This is a genomic window from Pseudomonas sp. NBRC 111143 (genome assembly GCF_001320965.1).
GTDB lineage: Bacteria > Pseudomonadota > Gammaproteobacteria > Pseudomonadales > Pseudomonadaceae > Aquipseudomonas > Aquipseudomonas machongensis.
The window spans coordinates 15,309-30,641 of record NZ_BCBT01000037.1 but is presented as its reverse complement, the minus strand read 5'-3'; the positions used below and the strand labels follow the sequence as shown (position 1 = coordinate 30,641).

Here is a 15,333-nt window from a genome sequence, read left to right as displayed (position 1 = left end):
CCCCGACTTGCCCGCGAAAATGACACCGCGCTGCCTGGCACGGGCTACGCCCGTGTTCGCGGGACAAGTCGGGGCGCCGAACCGCCGCTCCCACAGGGGATTGGGCTGGTCTTTAGGTTTTGAGCAAGACAGTCGCTCCCACAGGTATTGGGCTGGCCTTTGGATATTGAGCAAGACAGTTCTCCTACAAGCATGGCAGGGCCACACCGCCTTCAACCGCGCGCCACGAAGTACCCGTTCAATATCTCCACATCCTTGGCATCCAGTACTCCCGCCAAGTAGCGCAACTGCACCCAGGCCCGCAGGTACTCATGCCGGGCCTGGGCCAGGTCACGCCGCGCCCCGTACAGCTGCTGCTCGGCATCGAGCACATCGAGGTTGACCCGCTCTCCCCCCTGCACGCTGCGCCGAGTCGCCTCGACCAACGCACTGGCAGCATTCACCGCCATCCCGTAGGCCCGGATCTTCGCGGTGCTGCTGGCGCACAGGTTGAACTGGCGACGCAACTGATTGAGCGTGTCGCTGACCTGCGCATCGACCTGGAACTGCAAGCCATCTCGCTCCGCCTGTGCCTGGCGCACCCGCGCCGATACACCGCCACCGGCGAACAGCGGCACACTCAACTGAATCCCGACACTGTCGGTGTCATAGCGCTGGTTGTAGGTGCTTTCCGAGCTCGAACTGGAAATGCCCTTGCTCACGTAGGCACTCAAGCTAGGCAGGTGCCCTGCACGCTGACGCTCCACACCTTGGTCAGCGACATCCAGGGCATGTCGCTGGCTGGCCAGCTCGGCGTTATGCGCCACGGCCAGGTCGCGCCAGAGCTCGAAGCGCGCCGGTACCAGCGGCTGCACGGCGAGTGACGGCAACATCGGCGCAAGGTCTTCGGCACTCATCGCCTCGCCGGTGATCGCCTGCAGGCTGCGCAGCGCCACGTCGAGGTTGTCGCCAGCCTCGATCTCCTGGGCCTGGGCCAACTCGTAGCGGGCACGGGTTTCCAGCACGTCGGTGCGGGTGCCCTCGCCATTCTTGAGCAGGCGCTCGTTGAGCTGCAGTTGCTCGGCGTAGGTGCGCCGCTGGGCCTGGGCCAGGGCAATCTGCTCGTCGGCGAACAATGCTTCGCTGTAGGCCGAAAACACCCGCACCATCATTTCCTGGCCTCGACCGCGCAGGCGCTCGTCGGCCAGCGCAGCCTGGGCCACGCCGCGGCGATAGTCGCTCCATACGGCGTAATCGAACAACGGCTGCTGCAAGGTCAGGGTCGAGCTGTAGCTGCGGTAATCACGCTGGCTGGTGACATCACCGAGCTGGCTGCGCTGGGTCACTTCCGAGTCGTTGCGGGCACGGTTGTAGCGGTAGGAAAGATTCGGCAACAGCCCTGCGCGACCGATGGCGAGGTTCTCGACACCCGCGTCGCGCTCAGCGATCGCCGCGTGCAGGGTCGGATCGTTGCGCAGGGCCAGGGCATAGGCATCGCTCAGGTCCAGGGCTTGCGCTGGCAATACCAGGCCCGACAACACGCCCGACAATACCGTGGGCAACAACAGGCGCATCGGCTCACTCCTCGCTCAGGGCGATATGCACCCGGTCGGCCAACGGCTTGAACAGGTAGCTGAGCAGCGAGCGCTCGCCACTGCGCACGAAAGCCTCCACCGGCATACCGGGGCGGATATCCAGCCCAGCAAGCTGCCGCGCGCCGTCCTCGCTGACCTTGATGCGCACCTGGTAATACGGCTGCTGGGTCTTTTCATCGAGCAGGCGGTCCGCCGAGACCAGGCTTACCTCACCTGCCACCCGTGGCGTGGTGCTCTGGTTGAAGGCGACGAACAGCAACTCCACCGGCAAGCCCGGCCGCAAGCGATCGACCAGCTCCACCGGCGCCCGAGCATCGACCAGCAACGGCGCATCGCTGGGGACGATTTCCATCAACTGCTGCCCGCGCGCGATCACCCCGCCGTTGGTGAACACACTCAAGCCCACCACGGTACCGGCGACCGGCGCACGCACCTGGGTGTGGGCCAGGTCGAACTCGGCGCTGCGCAGGCGGTTGCCCAGGTCCTCGGCGCTGGCCTGGGACTCGCTCAACTGCTGGCGCACCTCGTTCTGGAATTCCTGACGGCGCTGGCTGGCACGCAGTTTCAGCTCCTGGACCTGGCGCCGGGTGCGACCGATATTGCCAAGGTCTTCGGCAATCGAGCCGTTGACCTGCGCCAGCAGGCGCTCGCTGTCGAGCAGACGGTTGCGCGGAATGTAGCCGTCACGGGCCAGCTCGCGCAGGCCGCGCAGTTGCTCGTCCAGCGCCTCACGCTGGGCCTGTTTGCTGCTCAGCGAGCCTTGCAGGCCACTGAGCGACGCCTCGGCCCCGGCGATGCTCTCGCTCAAACCCGCCAACTCCAGCTCCAGCGCCTGGGCGCGGCTGTTGCGCAGTTGTGGCTGGGTCTCCAGTACCGTCGCCACCCACGGCGTGGCGGCCTCCTCGAGCAGGTCGGCGGCAAAGGTCACGCCGGGCGCTGAATCGCGTTCGGCCAGCAGACGTGCCTCCATGGCCCGCGCATTCACGTACTGCACCTGCAACGAACCGCGCTGGGCCTGGGCCTGGGTTGGGTCGAGGCTGAGCAGTACCTGGCCTGCCTGGACCTGATCGCCGTCGCGCACCGCAAGCTGCCCGATCACCCCTCCGGTGGGATGCTGAACCGCTTGCCGACTGCCGGCCACCACCACATTGCCGCTGACCGGCACGCCCTTGTCCAGCGGCGCCAGCGCGGCCCACAACAGGAAGCCGCCAAAGCCTGCCAGCACCAGCCAACGCCCGGCCTTCGCCGGGCCTCGGGCATCGTCGCGCAGTTGATGAACCTTGTCAGACGCAGCGCCAGACGCGGGGGTAAACAACGGGTGCACACTCATGCTCAAGATCTCTGGCCGCCCTGGTTGAAGCTGTAGGTCACGCCGCTACGCGCCGCGGAGGGTGGTGCGACGCTGGGGGCTGCAGGACGGGCCGCAGCCTGAAGTACCCGTGCGGTCGGGCCGAACTGCTGGATCACGCCGCCGTGCAGCACCAGCAGCTTGTCCAGCCCCAACAGCAGGCTCGACTTATGGCTGATCATCACCAGCGTGCGCCCGCGCGCCTTGAGCTCGGCGAGCGCCGCCAGCAAGGCGCGCTCGCCGGCCTCGTCGAGGCTGGCGTTGGGTTCGTCGAGCACCACCAGCGCCGGCAACCGGTACAGCGCCCGGGCCAGGCCGATCCTTTGTCGCTGTCCACCGGACAGCCCCGCGCCACCTTCGCCCAGCAACGTGTCGTAGCCCTGCGGCAGTTGCAGGATCAGCTCGTGCACGCCGGCCAATTGCGCCGCTGCGACCACCTCCGAGGCGTCCACCGGGCCAAGCCGGGCGATGTTGTCGGCAATGCTGCCGGCAAACAGTTGCACGTCCTGCGGCAGGTAGCCGATGTGCTCGCCGAGCGCCTGGCGATCCCACTGGGCCAGCGCCGCACCGTCGAGGCAGACCTTGCCCGACTCAGGGTTCGCAGCCCCTACCAACAGGCGGGCCAGGGTCGATTTTCCAGACCCCGAGGCACCGATCAGCCCCAGCGACTCACCGGCCGCCAGCTCGAAATCGATACCACTCAGGCAGACGCGCTGCCCGCCAGGCACCCGGGCATGCAACTGCTCGACCCGCAGCCGCCCCTGTGGCGCAGGCAGCGGCATCGCACTGGCCAACGGTGGATAACGGCGCAACAGCAAACCCAGCCGCTCGGCGCTCTGGCGTGCCGAACCCCACTGGCGCCACACGCCAATCAGCTGATCGATCGGCGCCAGCACCCGCGCCATCAGGATGGAACCGGCGATCATCATCCCCGGACTGATCAGGTGCTCCAGCGCCAGCCAGGCCCCCAGCCCCAACACCAGCGACTGCAATGCCAGGCGCACGCTCTTGGACACCGCAGTGATTGCCGCGCTGCGCTCGCTGCCCAGGTTCTGCCGGGCCAGGAAGCCATGGTGCAGCAGGCTCCAGCGCTGGCGCACGGCACCAAGCATGCCCATGGCGGCGATCGCCTCGGCATTGCCCAAGTTGCCCGAAGCCTGCTGCATCGCCTGCTGCGACAGCCGCCCGGCCTCGATGAACTCGCCATGGGTCAGGCGCTCGTTGAGCCAGGCAAGCCCGGCCAGCAGCAGCGCACCGATCACCGCCAGCAGACCCAGCCACGGGCTGAACAGAAAGATCACCAGCAGGTACAGCGGAAACCACGGCGCATCGAAGAAGGCGAACAACGCCTGGCCGGTGGCGAACTGGCGCAACTGGGTCAGGTCGCCCAGGGCTTGCTGGGCGCTACCTTTGTGCCCGTCGAGGCTGGCCTGGTATGCGGCATCGAACACCCGAGGGTTGAGTTGCAGGTCCATGCGCGTGCCCAGGCGGATCACCACCAGGCTGCGCAGCCATTCCAGCACGCCCATGAAGGCGAACAGGCCCAGCACCATCAGGCTGAGCATCAGCAAGGTCATCTCGTTGCCCGACGACAGCACGCGGTCGTAGACCTGCAGCATGTACAGCGCCGGCGCCAGCATCAGCACGTTGGCCACGGCGGTGAACAGAGCGATGTTGCCCAGCCCACCCCGGCAGGACTTGAGGGCCTGCCACAGTTCATCGGCGGCGGCGTTTCGCGGTGTACTCATCGCTGACCTCGAAGGGCGAGGCGGCGTCGCCATTGACCTGGCAGCCGCCACCTCGCAGAATTTCGCGGCACCCCGGCCTGGGCCCGACAAGACACGGGCCAGGGTGCATGCAACAGGGCCAATGACAGAGCGATCTGCCATTGGCCTTTTTCATGCCTGGCGTCAGGCAGCCAGGGCCAGGTCTTCAGGCAGTGCCTGGATACCCACGGCTTCGGCAGCCGCGACGTTCGCAGCACCACCACTCAGTGCCGCGGCAATGGCGTCGAAGGTGCTGTCGGTCGACACGCCGTAGCTGGCCAGCAGGTTGTCCAGCACGCCTTCCAGCGCCGAGGTATTGCCCTGCATCAGGCCGTAGATCACGCCCTGTACTTCGTTGCCGGCACGACCGGCACCCAGCGCGGCATCCAGGTCCAGGCCGTTGAAGCTGACCACGTAGTTGCTCAGGCTGAAGTCGCTGCCGCCGCCACCGCCGAGCACTTCGCCCAGGCTGACGTTGTCCAGCGAACCCCACAGGTAGTGGTTCAGGTTGTCGCCCGGCGCCTTCAGCGGATCGAAGACGTAGTGCAGGCCGTTGGAAGTGTCGGAGTCGGCGATGAAGGCGTAGTCCGAACCGTTGGCGCCGTGGGTGGCGTACTGGTCGCCATCACGGCTGCCGTTGCTGAAGCCGCCGGTGTTGCTGTAGCCGTGACCGGCAGTGACGAAACCTGCGCTCCAGAAGGCCAGGTAGTCGTCGACGGTGGCGCTGCCGAATGCTGGATCGTAGGTGACGGAAATAGTCATGACGGTTCCTCTGTGCTGCTTGGTTTGAACGAAGGCGTCTTGCCCTCGTGTTGCCCGGAGTGGGCGAACGCAGGTGTTTCAGAATCGGTATTCGAGCATGCCGCTCAGGGTCCGGCCGCGGGCCAGGGACAGGTTGTTGACGTCGCCCATGGCGACGAAATAGGCCTCGTCGGTGGCGTTCTCCAACGACAGCGCAAGGTTCAGGCTGGGGGTCATCCAGTAGCTGGCGTACAGGTCGTAGACCTTGTATTTGGGCCACATGGCCTGGTCGATCTGGCTGTAGCCGTGGGTGTCGAGGTTCTTGCCATTGCCCTCGCTGTAGCGCAGGCGCATGCCGACATCCAGGGTCTTGTCGAGAAAACGCATGCCCAGAGTCAGCGAGCCACGGTCGGCCGGCATATAGGAGGCGTTGCCCATGATGTCGCCGCAGCTGATGCGGTTGTTCTCGGTGGCATTGGCCTCGGCGCGCGAGACCCGCACCGGCAGCATGATGATGCGGCTGCCAACCTGCACCGGGCGCAGCACGGTACCGGCGCTGACCAGTTGCTGGGCGCCGCCGAGGTAGAACTGGTTGGAGCAGAAGTCGTTGCTGCCGATCATGTGGGTGTAGCTGAGCTGGCCGTAGTAATCGCCGGCGTCGTAGTCGAGGCTGTATTCCACGCCACGAAACTGTGTGGTCTCGAGGTTGTTCTGGTACACCGAGCGGCCCAGGGCGATGCCCGATACGCTGGAGCCCGGCAGGCTGGCGTTGGTGTCGAGAAACGAGAAGTTGTCGATACGGGTGTCGAAGTAGGCGATCTTGGCGGCGAAGCGGTCGCCACTGCGCAGCAGCGACTCCTTGAAGATGTTCAGCCCCAACTCCCAGTTGTGCGATTCCTCGGCCTTGAGGAAGGGGTTGGGATAGACCATCTCGTTGCCCCCGCCATGCGGGCGGCCGCTCATGTACGCCTCGGTCACCGCCGGCGGACGCCAGCCACGGCCCCAGCGGGTGTAGACCTGCAGCCAGTCCAGCCCCGGCTTCACGGCGATGCCGAAGGTCGGCGAGAAGCGGCCTTCCTCGCGATCTTCCTCGAACAACAGGTCGGTGCGCTGACGGCGCAGGTTGGTCTCGGTGACACCCTCGGGGTACATCCAGGTCGTGACGCCGGTCTTGCCGGTCAGGCGATAGCGGTCATAGCGCAGCCCGGCATCGACCACCAGCCAGTCGTCATGCTCGTAGCTGAGGTTGCCGAACAGGCTGGCCATGACCCGCTTGCCCTTGGGGTTCGCGCCCTGCACGTACGGCAGCGACTCGGTCTCGTTGACCGCCGCGATACGGTTGGTGCTGGGGCGGAAGGTGTCCTGGAAAGCCTCGCTGCCATAGTTGAACGTGAGGCTGTCGGCCTGGAACAGATGCCAGCGCGAGGTGTTCTGCAACTGCAGACCCCAGGTGTCGGTCTGGTAGCGATCGGTGTAGTCCTCGACACGGTTGCCGCTGTTCTCGGACGAGGCGTTATTGGCGTTCCAGCGATCCTGGCGGGTGGTGACGTAGTAGAGCTTGGCCTTGAAGTCGATCAGCTCGTTGGGGTTGAAGCTGTAGTCCAGGGCCGCGTTCCTGGCGTTGATGTCGTTGGTGCCGGTGACGCGGTAGTAGTAGTCGTGGCTGCCGGAGTCCTTTACCGTCCAGGCGTCCTTGCTGTCGGTGTCGATCTCGAAGTAGCTGAACTGCAGACGCTGCTCATCGGGCAGGTTCAGGCCGAGCTTGAAGATCTGCGAGCGGGTCACGCTGTCCATGCCTCCGACCTCGCCGTTGAGCCAGCTCTTCCAGGCCTGACGGTCTTCGAGCTTGCCGCGCATCTGGGTGCCGAGGTTGCCGGCGTTCTGCGTGCCGCTGCGGTAGTCGCCGAAATGCCGTTCGCTGTGGCCGACCAGGATATCGCCGACCTCGTTGCCCACGGCGAACAGCGCACTGCCGTTGAAGTAGGTGCCGTTGCCCAGCTCGCCGATACCATGCCCGGCGCGCAGGCGGCCGCCGATTTCCTTGCCAGGGGCGAGCAGGTCGCGGGCGTCGAGGGTGGCGAAGCTGGCGATCCCGCCGATCACCCCGGCGCCGCCCATGCCGGCGGAGGTGCCCTTGTCGATCTCGACGTTCTGCACGAACTCGGGGTCGATGAACATCACGCCGTTGCGCTGCTGATGGCCATTGACGCTGAAGTTCTGGCGCATGCCATCGATGTTCATGTTGACCCGGCCATAGTCCTGCACGCCGCGAATGTTCACCGAGAGCCCGGGGTCGCGCTGGTTGACCGCGGTGTATACCCCGGCGGTCTGCTCGAGCATGTCGGCGGCGTGGCGCGGCGGGCGCTGGTCGATCTGCTTGCGGGTGACGACGCTGACCGAGCGCGGGGTCATGTAGACCCAGTCGCCGTCACGGGTCGACTCGACATGAGTAGTCCCCAGCTCCAGCGCCTGGCCATCGGCCTCCACCCGCTCCAGCCCTACCTGGCCGGCCGCACTGAAGCGATAGCGCACCGGGGTGCCCTGCAGCAGCTGGCGCAGGCCGTCTTCAGCGGCATGCGCGCCGTGCAGGCCGGCACTGTTGAGCCCGGCCAGCTTGCGGCTGTCGAAGAACACCTGCACGCCCGACTGCTCGGCGTAGGCCAGCACGGCACTGTCGAGGGCCTGGGCCGGGATGTCGAACTGGATCATCTGGCGGCTGGCGGCATTGGTCGCTGGCGCGGCGTGCGCCATACCGATCCCCATCGGCATGGCACAGGTGCCCAGGACCAGGCTGCTGGCCAGGGCGAGGCGACCGAAAGGTCGAAGGGGCTGTTGTCGTGGCGTGGTCACTGCGAAGGCTCGTCTGTTGTTGGCGTTTTCTAGTAATGAAAATCAATCTCAACAATCAGACGTGCGGGGATGGAAAAGTCAGTAAGGGGAAATGAAAAAAGATTGTGCGGGGGGTGGCGGGGTGCGCGATTACCGGCATGGCCGGTGCCATACATGGTGGTGTTCTTTTCGCGGGCAAGCCCGCTCCCACAAAAATCAGTGGAGTACCTGTAGGAGCGGGCTTGCCCGCGAAAAGCCCACCACCGAGCAAAGATCAGTAGATCAAGGTCAACCCAGGCAGCTCGAGCCGCTGCGCCTGCAGCTCATCGCTCAACACCCCGCCAACCGCCGCCAGCTGGTCAAGGCGAAACACCCCGCTTACCTCGCGCTGCGCCAACTGCGAATCCACCACCATCAAGCGCCCCGGACGATAGCGGTTGAGCCGCGCCACCACCTCGGCCAGCGGCTGACGCTCGAACACCAGCACGCCACGCTCCCAGTCGGTGGCGCGCTGCAGATTCTGCTCCGGCCAGGACCGCACACCACGGGCGTGGTCATAACGCACGCTCTGCCCCTGTTCGACCACCTGATCGGCACGGCCACGCGCTGGCGGCGTCAGCAGATCGACGGCCACGCGATGCTCGAGCATACCGACCCAGCCGCCCTCGCCCGCCTGCCCCACCACGAAGCGCGTGCCCAGCGCACGGGTGGTCGCCCCGGCATACTCGACCACGAAAGGTCTGCGCTCCTGCGCCGAAACAGGCGCGGCGCTGAACACCGCCTCCCCCGCCAGCAAGCGCACACGTCGCTCGCGGTCGTCGAAGGCCAGGGCGATGGCGCTGCGGCTGTCCAGGTCGACCAGGCTGCCATCGGGCAACGTCACGCGGCGTACTTCGCCGGCCGCGGTGATGTAGTCGGCACGCCAGTCCAGCAGCAACTGCGGCGCCTGCGCGACACCAAAGGCCAGCACCAGCAGTGCAGCCACGCCGGTCATCGCCCGGCGCAGGCGCGAACGGCGAGGCATTGGTCGGGCCAGGGTGGAGAGCGATGCGCGGCGCACAGGCGGCGCGATTTGCCCCAAGGCCCCCAGATCGGCCCAGGTCGTGCGGGCGAACTCATAGGCCTGGGCATGCCGCGGATCGGCGGCGCACCACTGCTCCAGCGCCCGCTGCTGCTCATCGCTCAAGGGGCCGGCACTGTCGCGCACCGCCCACTCGGCGGCCCGCTCGCGAATCGCTTGCTCGGGCTGGTTCTCGCTGCTCACACGGTTCTCTCGCGATCTGGTTATGTCTGGGCTGACGTCTGAAGGGGCAATTGTCAGTAAACCGCTCGTCATCCACCGTCCTGCAGGCACTGCATCACATAGGCCAGGGCCTTGGCCAGATGCTTCTGCACGGAGCTGTCGGAAATCCCCAGGTGGCGGGCGACCTCGGCGTGGGTCATGCCTTCCAGGCGGTTGAGACGAAACACCTGCTGGGTGCGCTCGGGAAGCTCTTCGAGCATGGCTTGCAGGCGCCGCAGATGCTGCTCGCGCGCCGCCTGCTCCTCAAGCCCTGGGCGTTCTTCGACGATGCCTTCGAGAGCCTCGTGGGGCACCGGGTCGGTCTTGCGCCGCTGCTGCTGGCGCAGGTGGTCGATCATCAGGTTGTGCGCCGTGCGGTACAGGTAGCCCGGCGTGTTTTCGATGGTTTCCTGGCGCTGCTGTTCGGCCAGGCGCAGGAAGCTTTCCTGCACCAGATCGGCAGCGAGCTGCGGATCGCGCACCTTGCGCGTCAGCAGCCCCTGCAGGGTTTTCGCATGCTTGATGAACAAGCGCTTGAGGTCGGACTCCGCCACACGCACTCCAGCTGGTGGTCGCAAGGTGGCGGAATGCTACTCGCTACTGAGAATCACTTGCAAGAAGTGCGATCACTCGAACAGTGCGTCCAGGGCCTGCTCCAGACGCGTCACCGCAATCACCTGCAAGCCTGCTGGCGGTTCCTTGGGGGCGTTGCCCTTGGGCACGATGGCGCGCTTGAAGCCATGCTTGGCCGCCTCCTTCAGGCGCTCCTGGCCGCTGGGCACCGGGCGCACCTCGCCAGAAAGACCGATCTCGCCGAACACCAGCAGGCCATGGGCCAACGGTCGATTGCGCAGGCTCGACATCACCGCTGCCAGCAGCGCCAGGTCAGAGGCGGTCTCGAGCACCTTGACCCCGCCGACCACGTTGAGGAAAACGTCCTGGTCATGGGTGGGAATGCCGCCGTGGCGGTGCAACACCGCCAGCAACATCGCCAGGCGGTTCTGGTCCAGGCCCAGGGTGACCCGCCGCGGGTTGGCCAGGTGGCTGTCGTCGACCAGCGCCTGCACCTCGACCAGCATCGGTCGGGTGCCCTCCCAGGTGGCCATCACCACGCTGCCCGGCACCTCTTCCTGGGTGCGGTTGAGGAAGATCGCCGAAGGGTTGGAGACCTCCTTCAGGCCACGGTCGGTCATGCCGAACACACCCAGTTCGTTGACCGCGCCGAAACGGTTCTTCACCGCTCGCAGCAGGCGCAGGCGTCCGTCCGATTCGCCCTCGAAATACAGCACGGTGTCGACCATGTGCTCCAGCACCCGCGGGCCTGCCAGCGAGCCTTCCTTGGTCACGTGGCCAACCAGGAAGATCGCCGTGCCGCTCTGCTTGGCGTAACGCACCAGCAGCGCCGTGCTCTCGCGCACCTGGGCCACGCCACCGGGAGCCGATTGCAGCTGTTCGGTGAAGATGGTCTGGATCGAGTCGATCACCATCACCCGCGGTTTTTCCACCCGCGCCGTGGCGATGATGGTTTCGATGCAGGTTTCAGTCATCACCTTGAGCTGGTCCTGCGGCAGGCCCAGGCGCCGCGAACGCATGGCCACCTGCTGCTGCGACTCCTCGCCGGTGACGTACAGCGCAGGCATCTGCGTGGCGATGTTGCACAGGGTCTGCAGCAGGATGGTGGACTTGCCGATACCCGGGTCACCGCCAATCAGCACCACCGAACCATCGACCAGGCCGCCGCCGAGCACACGGTCGAGCTCGGTGCTGCTGGTGGTGAAGCGCGGGATCTCCTCGACACTCACCTCGGCCAGGGTCTTGATCTGCGCCTGCTGCCCGGTCCAGCCCGCACGCCCGGCAGGCGCCGCAGCGCCGCCGCTTTCGATCATGGTCTCGACCAGCGTGTTCCAGGCGCCACATTCGCCACACTGGCCGGCCCATTTGGGAAAGGTCGCGCCGCACTCGGTGCAGCCATACAAGCGCTTGGCCTTGGCCATCGGGTCAGTCTCCTGGGCAAAGACCGCCATGATAGCCCAAGCCCGATGTGCCTCGGGCGCTGCTGCGTGCGACAAAACTATTCGTTCTAATGGCAGTCTGTAGCCCTGAATGCAGCGCATGAAGCGTTTTAGTGGCTTACACTGCGTTTACCTCACCATTTGTTACAAAGGAATAAAACATGGGCGTGCTCAGCGAGTTCAAGGCCTTCGCGGTCAAGGGAAATGTCGTCGACATGGCGGTTGGTATCATCATCGGCGCGGCCTTCGGCAAGATCGTCTCGTCATTCGTGGGCGACGTGATCATGCCGCCACTGGGCCTGCTGATCGGCGGGGTCGACTTCAGTGACCTGGCGATCACGCTCAAGGCTGCAGAGGGTGATATCCCGGCAGTGGTGCTGGCTTACGGCAAGTTCATCCAGACCGTCATAGACTTCGTGATCGTGGCCTTCGCCATCTTCATGGGCGTGAAGGCGATCAACCGCCTCAAGCGCGAAGAGGCCGTGGCGCCCACCACCCCGCCGGTGCCGACGCCGCAGGAAACCCTGCTGACCGAGATCCGCGACCTGCTCAAGGCGCAGAACCGCCAGCCCTGACCAAAACGTTCCGGGGCCGTGATACGGCCCCGGATAGCGTTCCTACCAGTAGTTCTCCACCGCCACCTGTCCCGGCCGCTTGCTCAGACTCAGTTGCAGGTCGCGCGCCTTCAGCACCTTGCGTGTCTCGTCGATCATTTCAGGGTTGCCGCACAGCATGATCCTCGAATGCTCCGGCGAAAACTCAAGCCCCGCAGCCCGCTCCAGCTCGCCGTTCTCGATCAGCGTGGTGATCCGCGCATTCAGCGCGCCAGGGTGCAGCTCACGCGTAACCACCGGAATGAACTGCAGCTTGCCGGCGAACTCGGCCAGGTAGTCGCGCTGTTCAAGCCCGGCGATCAGATCCACGTACGCCAACTCCTTGGCTTCGCGCACCGAATACACCAGCTTGATGTTGTCGAAGCGTTCCCAGGCCTCGAAGTCCTGGAGGATCGACACGAAAGGGGCGATACCGGTGCCTGTGGCCAGCAGCCACAGGTCGCGGCCACCGACGAAGCGATCCAGGGTCAGGTAGCCGAAGGCCTGGCGGTCGATCAGCAGGGTGTCACCCTCTCCCAGCCGGCTCAACTCACTGGTGAACTCCCCGCCCGGCACCACGATGGAAAAGAAATCAAGAAACTCGTCATGGGGCGCGCTGACCATCGAGTAGGCCCGCCACACCACACTGCCGTCGGCCTTGGCCACCCCAAGGCGCGCGAACTGCCCGGCACGGAAACGGAACCCCGCATCACGGGTTACGCGCAGGCTGAAAAGGTTCGGCGTCAGAGGTTGGACATCGAGCAGGGTTTGTGAAGTGAATTTGTCGGCACTGGCGGTCATGACGGACTCCCGAGGTGAATGCGCCAAGTGTGGCGCAAAGTGACGCCCAGGAACACCGAGGAGCTGTAGGGTCTCGTACAAAATCGGTACAACTAAATCTATATCGATAGCACACGCTATAGCGAAAAATTTCCAGCGCTTTAGTCAGCTTTTCCTACACTCGGATGGATGCCACCGAAATTTGGATCCACTTGGAGCAACAACATGTCGCATTGGAAGCCGGAAAATCTCCAGATATTGCTGGGCGAAAGGCACCCCGAACGTATGTTCGACCACGCCATCGCACTCGTTCAGGAGATGGACATGGAGTACCTGGGGCTTGCCCTGCACCTGCATGTTCCCGCGCAACGTGCCCATGTAATCCTGTACAACAATTTTCCAAAGGAATGGAATGCCCACTATCAGGCGGATCGCAACTTCATCGAGCAAGACCCCATCATAGCCCTCAGCCGGCGCTCCACGGTCCCGGTGCTCTGGGAAGACAAGCTCTACGACGAAGCCCCCGAATACCGCAGCCTCGCTTGCAGCCATGGCCTGCGTCATGGGTGGACGCAGTCGCTCTACGACCACATCAACCACGCCAGCCAGCTCAGCGTGGCCCGCCCCGAGCACAAGGTCTCGACGCTCGAATTCCTGACCAAGAGCGCACAATTGCTCTGGCTGCACAACGTACTGCATGAACTGATCTGCGAACATCACCGCAGACTGATGGACCCAGCCCCTGCCCTGACCGACCGTGAGCTGGAAGTCACCAAGTGGACCGCTGACGGCAAGACCGCGTCGGACATCGCCTGCATTCTCTCGTTGTCGCAGAGTACCGTGAACTTCCATATCCGCAGTGTGATCACCAAGCTCGGCGTGTCCAACAAGACCGCTGCCGCCGCAGTTGCCGCCGCTCGCGGCCTGATCTGGAAGTAACTGCCCGCTACCGGCAAAGCCCTGTAGAATCGAACGCTTTGACGCTTGCGATCATCCACCGCAGGCAAAGCCGCATCGAGCCCGTTCCCCCATGCCCCTGCTGACCAGCCCATTCGCCGAACTCGACCTGATCCGTCAACCGGAGCAGAACAACGACCCCCTGCAAGCCTTCGACGCTGCCGACGAGTACCTGCTGAGCCACTTGGCAGCCCAGGCACCGCAAACCACGTGTCGCGTGCTGATCCTCAACGACAGCTTCGGCGCCCTGGCGGCTAGTCTCACCGGCCATGTGCAGGTGACCAGCAGCGGCGACTCCCACCTGGCCCACCTGGCCCTGGAAAAAAACCTCGCGCGCAATGGCAAACCCTACGACGCCGTGCCCTTCATACCCTCCAGCGAGCATTGGCAAGGGCCGTTCGACCGTGTGCTGATTCGCGTGCCCAAGACCCTCGCATTGCTCGAGGAACAACTGATCCGCCTGCAAGGCAAGCTGGCGCCCGGCGCCGAGGTGATCGCCGGGGCGATGATCAAGCACCTGCCCCGCGCCGCCGGCGACCTGATGGAGCAGTACATCGGCCCGGTCCAGGCGTCGCTTGCGCAGAAAAAGGCACGCCTGTTGATCGCCACGGTCGGGGAGCGACCTGTCGCCACCTCGCCCTACCCCACCCGCTACCGCCTGGACAGCCCAGTGCTGGAGCTGGTCAACCATGCCAACGTGTTCTGCCGTGAAGGCCTGGACATCGGCACCCGCGCCTTCCTCCCGCACCTGCCGCGCAACCTCGGCAGCGCCCGCGTCGCCGACCTGGGGTGCGGCAATGGCGTGTTGGCCATCGCCAGTGCACGGGTCAACCCGGATGCGCACTACACCCTGGTGGACGAGTCGTACATGGCCGTGCAATCGGCGCGGGAAAATTGGCAGGCGGCACTGGGCGATCGCGCGGTGGACATTCGCGCCGATGATGGCCTGGCCGGGCAGCAGAAGCAGTCGCTGGATGTGGTGCTGTGCAACCCGCCATTCCACCAACAGCAGGTGGTCGGCGACTTCCTTGCCTGGCGCATGTTCCAGCAGGCTCGGGAGGCGCTGGTGGTCGGCGGCGCGCTGTACATCGTCGGCAATCGCCACCTGGGCTATCACAGCAAGCTGTCGCGGTTGTTCCGCGGTGTGGAGCAGGTCGCGGCGACGCCGAAGTTCGTGGTGCTCAAGGCGCGCAAGTGATCGTAGAGCCAACTGTCTTGCTCAAAATCTGGAGACCAGCCCAATCCCTGTAGGAGCGGGCTTGTCCCGCGATCACCGGCGAAGCCGGTGCCATGCACCGCAGTGTCCTTTTCGCGGGCAAGCCCGCTCCCACAAAAAATTCTGGCGCCGGATAGGACGTTTCTGAATCTGCAGCCCGCCAGCTTCAAGCAAATCTTCCTGGGAACTATCCTACGCATTTTGCGGAAGCGTCTTGATTGCCGGGGAAATGTCT

12 protein-coding genes are annotated in these 15,333 nt (G+C 65.0%); 3 read left to right on the top strand and 9 right to left on the bottom strand.

What is annotated here, in order from left to right; translation table 11 throughout:
• Positions 1 to 212: 212 nt before the first annotated feature.
• The 8 genes from APH44_RS19140 to radA all read right to left on the bottom strand — a co-directional run bounded on the left by APH44_RS19140 (position 213) and on the right by radA (position 11,534).
• Positions 213 to 1,553, bottom strand: coding sequence for a TolC family outer membrane protein (locus APH44_RS19140; RefSeq protein ID WP_054894048.1), 1,341 nt, complete (start codon positions 1,551 to 1,553; stop codon positions 213 to 215).
• A 4-nt stretch (positions 1,554 to 1,557) separates the two neighbouring features.
• Positions 1,558 to 2,904, bottom strand: a complete 1,347-nt coding sequence (locus tag APH44_RS19135; RefSeq protein WP_054894047.1) for an HlyD family type I secretion periplasmic adaptor subunit — start codon at positions 2,902 to 2,904, stop codon at positions 1,558 to 1,560.
• Positions 2,905 to 2,906: 2 nt separating this feature from the next.
• Positions 2,907 to 4,670, bottom strand: a complete 1,764-nt coding sequence (locus tag APH44_RS19130) for a type I secretion system permease/ATPase (protein WP_054894046.1) — start codon at positions 4,668 to 4,670, stop codon at positions 2,907 to 2,909.
• Positions 4,671 to 4,832: 162 nt separating this feature from the next.
• Positions 4,833 to 5,450 (bottom strand): heme acquisition protein HasA, encoded by a 618-nt coding sequence (locus tag APH44_RS19125; protein WP_054894045.1) that lies wholly within the window; start codon positions 5,448 to 5,450, stop codon positions 4,833 to 4,835.
• A 78-nt stretch (positions 5,451 to 5,528) separates the two neighbouring features.
• Positions 5,529 to 8,198: a TonB-dependent receptor gene (locus APH44_RS19120; protein WP_177339349.1), complete on the bottom strand. Its 2,670-nt coding sequence runs from the start codon at positions 8,196 to 8,198 to the stop codon at positions 5,529 to 5,531.
• Between the two features lie 334 nt (positions 8,199 to 8,532).
• Positions 8,533 to 9,522: a FecR domain-containing protein gene (locus APH44_RS19115; protein ID WP_054894043.1), complete on the bottom strand. Its 990-nt coding sequence runs from the start codon at positions 9,520 to 9,522 to the stop codon at positions 8,533 to 8,535.
• Positions 9,523 to 9,590: 68 nt separating this feature from the next.
• Positions 9,591 to 10,094 (bottom strand): RNA polymerase sigma factor, encoded by a 504-nt coding sequence (locus tag APH44_RS19110; RefSeq protein ID WP_054894042.1) that lies wholly within the window; start codon positions 10,092 to 10,094, stop codon positions 9,591 to 9,593.
• A 72-nt stretch (positions 10,095 to 10,166) separates the two neighbouring features.
• Positions 10,167 to 11,534 (bottom strand): DNA repair protein RadA, encoded by a 1,368-nt coding sequence (radA, locus tag APH44_RS19105; RefSeq protein WP_054894041.1) that lies wholly within the window; start codon positions 11,532 to 11,534, stop codon positions 10,167 to 10,169.
• A 179-nt stretch (positions 11,535 to 11,713) separates the two neighbouring features.
• On the opposite strand from radA, the gene mscL reads away from it, so the two are divergent.
• The gene (gene mscL / locus APH44_RS19100) at positions 11,714 to 12,127 is read left to right on the top strand and encodes a large-conductance mechanosensitive channel protein MscL (RefSeq protein WP_054894040.1); all 414 of its coding nucleotides are present in this window, start codon (positions 11,714 to 11,716) and stop codon (positions 12,125 to 12,127) included.
• Between the two features lie 42 nt (positions 12,128 to 12,169).
• Here the strand turns inward: mscL and APH44_RS19095 are convergent, their stop codons facing one another.
• Positions 12,170 to 12,946 carry a ferredoxin--NADP reductase gene (locus APH44_RS19095; protein ID WP_054894039.1) on the bottom strand — a complete coding sequence of 259 codons (777 nt, stop codon included), beginning with the start codon at positions 12,944 to 12,946 and terminating at the stop codon, positions 12,170 to 12,172.
• Between the two features lie 204 nt (positions 12,947 to 13,150).
• On the opposite strand from APH44_RS19095, the gene APH44_RS19090 reads away from it, so the two are divergent.
• Positions 13,151 to 13,864: an autoinducer binding domain-containing protein gene (locus APH44_RS19090; protein WP_054894038.1), complete on the top strand. Its 714-nt coding sequence runs from the start codon at positions 13,151 to 13,153 to the stop codon at positions 13,862 to 13,864.
• 91 nt (positions 13,865 to 13,955) lie between these two features.
• Positions 13,956 to 15,080, top strand: coding sequence for a methyltransferase (locus tag APH44_RS19085; RefSeq protein ID WP_054894037.1), 1,125 nt, complete (start codon positions 13,956 to 13,958; stop codon positions 15,078 to 15,080).
• Positions 15,081 to 15,333: the final 253 nt, after the last annotated feature.

Coding starts and splice junctions, on each gene's coding strand:
- APH44_RS19085 (WP_054894037.1), top strand. CDS start 13,956: ATGCCCCTGCTGACCAGCCCATTCGCCGAACTCGACCTGATCCGTCAA.
- APH44_RS19130 (WP_054894046.1), bottom strand. CDS start 4,670: ATGAGTACACCGCGAAACGCCGCCGCCGATGAACTGTGGCAGGCCCTC.
- APH44_RS19120 (WP_177339349.1), bottom strand. CDS start 8,198: ATGCCGATGGGGATCGGTATGGCGCACGCCGCGCCAGCGACCAATGCC.
- APH44_RS19125 (WP_054894045.1), bottom strand. CDS start 5,450: ATGACTATTTCCGTCACCTACGATCCAGCATTCGGCAGCGCCACCGTC.
- APH44_RS19140 (WP_054894048.1), bottom strand. CDS start 1,553: ATGCGCCTGTTGTTGCCCACGGTATTGTCGGGCGTGTTGTCGGGCCTG.
- APH44_RS19095 (WP_054894039.1), bottom strand. CDS start 12,946: ATGACCGCCAGTGCCGACAAATTCACTTCACAAACCCTGCTCGATGTC.
- APH44_RS19135 (WP_054894047.1), bottom strand. CDS start 2,904: ATGAGTGTGCACCCGTTGTTTACCCCCGCGTCTGGCGCTGCGTCTGAC.
- mscL (WP_054894040.1), top strand. CDS start 11,714: ATGGGCGTGCTCAGCGAGTTCAAGGCCTTCGCGGTCAAGGGAAATGTC.
- radA (WP_054894041.1), bottom strand. CDS start 11,534: ATGGCCAAGGCCAAGCGCTTGTATGGCTGCACCGAGTGCGGCGCGACC.
- APH44_RS19090 (WP_054894038.1), top strand. CDS start 13,151: ATGTCGCATTGGAAGCCGGAAAATCTCCAGATATTGCTGGGCGAAAGG.